This is a genomic window from Colwellia sp. TT2012 (genome assembly GCF_001440345.1).
Taxonomy (GTDB): Bacteria; Pseudomonadota; Gammaproteobacteria; order Enterobacterales; family Alteromonadaceae; genus Colwellia.
Map to the genome: position 1 here is coordinate 1 of NZ_LJYX01000037.1, position 2,953 is coordinate 2,953.

A 2,953-nucleotide genomic window follows, 5' to 3' on the forward strand; every position below is an offset into this window, starting at 1 on the left:
TCATACACACTTTATAGTTCAAAACTACTTGGGTGTTGTATGGTTAAGCCTCACGGGCAATTAGTATCAGTTAGCTCAAGACCTCGCAGTCCTTACACACCTGACCTATCAACGTTGTAGTCTCCAACGACCCTTTAGGGGACTTAAAGTCCCAGTGAGAACTCATCTCAAAGCCTGCTTCCCGCTTAGATGCTTTCAGCGGTTATCAGTTCCGAACGTAGCTACCGGGCAATGCCATTGGCATGACAACCCGAACACCAGTGGTTCGTCCACTCCGGTCCTCTCGTACTAGGAGCAGCCCTCTTCAATTCTCAAACGCCCACGGCAGATAGGGACCGAACTGTCTCACGACGTTCTAAACCCAGCTCGCGTACCACTTTAAATGGCGAACAGCCATACCCTTGGGACCGACTTCAGCCCCAGGATGTGATGAGCCGACATCGAGGTGCCAAACACCGCCGTCGATATGAACTCTTGGGCGGTATCAGCCTGTTATCCCCGGAGTACCTTTTATCCGTTGAGCGATGGCCCTTCCATACAGAACCACCGGATCACTATGACCTACTTTCGTACCTGCTCGACGTGTCTGTCTCGCAGTTAAGCTGGCTTATGCCATTGCACTAACCGTACGATGTCCGACCGTACTTAGCCAACCTTCGTGCTCCTCCGTTACTCTTTGGGAGGAGACCGCCCCAGTCAAACTACCCACCAGACAGTGTCCCCAAGCCGGATTACGGCCCTAGGTTAGAACATCACGCATACAAGGGTGGTATTTCAAGGTTGGCTCCACCACATCTAGCGACATGGTTTCATAGCCTCCCACCTATCCTACACATGTAGGAGCAATGTTCACTGTCAAGCTATAGTAAAGGTTCACGGGGTCTTTCCGTCTAGCCGCGGGTATACGGCATCTTAACCGCAAATTCAATTTCACTGAGTCTCGGGTGGAGACAGTGTGGCCATGATTACGCCATTCGTGCAGGTCGGAACTTACCCGACAAGGAATTTCGCTACCTTAGGACCGTTATAGTTACGGCCGCCGTTTACCGGGGCTTCGATCATCAGCTTCGTCCGAGGACTAACCGAATCAATTAACCTTCCGGCACCGGGCAGGCGTCACACCGTATACGTCATCTTGCGATTTTGCACAGTGCTGTGTTTTTAATAAACAGTTCCAGCCACCTGGTTACTTCGACTGGTCTGGGCTTAGGAAGCAAGTTCCATCACCCATATCCAGCGTACCTTCTCCCGAAGTTACGGTACTATTTTGCCTAGTTCCTTCACCCGAGTTCTCTCAAGCGCCTTAGTATTCTCTACCCAACCACCTGTGTCGGTTTGGGGTACGGTTCCACTATATCTGAAGCTTAGAAGCTTTTCCTGGAAGCATGGCATCAACAACTTCATCACCGTAGTGACTCGTCTCAGTTCTCAGTGTTCCTTATAAAAGGAGAAACCCGGATTTACCTAAGTCTCCCACCTACAACCTTTCACACGGACTACCAACGCCGTGCTCATCTAGCCTACTCCGTCCCTCCTTCGCAATATAGTGAAGTACAGAAATATTAATCTGTTTCCCATCGACTACGCGTTTCCGCCTCGCCTTAGGGGCCGACTTACCCTGCCCTGATTAACATGGGACAGGAAACCTTGGTCTTTCGGCGGGGGAGTTTTTCACTCCCCTTATCGTTACTCATGTCAGCATTCGCACTTCTGATACCTCCAGCAAACTTCTCAATTCACCTTCAACGGCTTACAGAACGCTCCCCTACCACTTGCAATAAATTGCAAATCCGCAGCTTCGGTGACTAGTTTAGCCCCGTTACATCTTCCGCGCAGACCGACTCGACTAGTGAGCTATTACGCTTTCTTTAAAGGATGGCTGCTTCTAAGCCAACCTCCTAGCTGTCTATGCCTTTCCACATCGTTTCCCACTTAACTAGTACTTTGGGACCTTAGCTGGCGGTCTGGGTTGTTTCCCTCTTCACAATGGACGTTAGCACCCACAGTGTGTCTCCCGGATAGTACTCATTGGTATTCGGAGTTTGCAAAGGGTTGGTAAGTCGGGATGACCCCCTAGCCTTAACAGTGCTCTACCCCCAATGGTATTCGTCCGAGGCTCTACCTAAATAGATTTCGGGGAGAACCAGCTATCTCCCGGCTTGATTAGCCTTTCACTCCGACCCACAAGTCATCACCGCATTTTTCAACATACGTGTGTTCGGTCCTCCAGTTGATGTTACTCAACCTTCAACCTGCCCATGGGTAGATCGCCGGGTTTCGGGTCTATACCCTGCAACTAAACGCGCAGTTAACACTCGCTTTCGCTACGGCTCCCCTAATCGGTTAACCTTGCTACAGAATATAAGTCGCTGACCCATTATACAAAAGGTACGCAGTCACTAGACTAAATCTAGCTCCCACTGCTTGTACGTATGCGGTTTCAGGTTCTATTTCACTCCCCTCACAGGGGTTCTTTTCGCCTTTCCCTCACGGTACTGGTTCACTATCGGTCAGTTAGTAGTATTTAGCCTTGGAGGATGGTCCCCCCATATTCAGACAAAGTTTCACGTGCTCCGTCCTACTCGATTTCACTTAAAGGTTGCTTTTGTGTACGGGACTATCACCCTGTATCGTTCTACTTTCCAGTAGATTCCACTAGCGCCCAATAAGCTTAAGGGCTGATTCGCGTTCGCTCGCCGCTACTAACGAAATCTCGGTTGATTTCTTTTCCTCGGGGTACTTAGATGTTTCAGTTCTCCCGGTTTGCCTCGTTAAGCTATGTATTCACTTAACGATACCTAGCTTATGCTAAGTGGGTTTCCCCATTCGGACATCTCAGGCTATAACGGTTGTTATCACCTTACCTGAGCTTTTCGCAGATTAACACGTCCTTCATCGCCTCTAACTGCCAAGGCATCCACCACATACGCTTAGTCACTTAACCATACAACCC

Annotated in this window: 1 rRNA gene; it reads right to left on the minus strand. The window is 49.7% G+C overall.

Annotation, left to right across the window (positions count from 1 at the left end):
- Window positions 1-39: 39 nt before the first annotated feature.
- Window positions 40-2,944: ribosomal RNA gene (locus ASU03_RS18370) — 23S ribosomal RNA — on the minus strand.
- Window positions 2,945-2,953 lie beyond the last annotated feature (9 nt).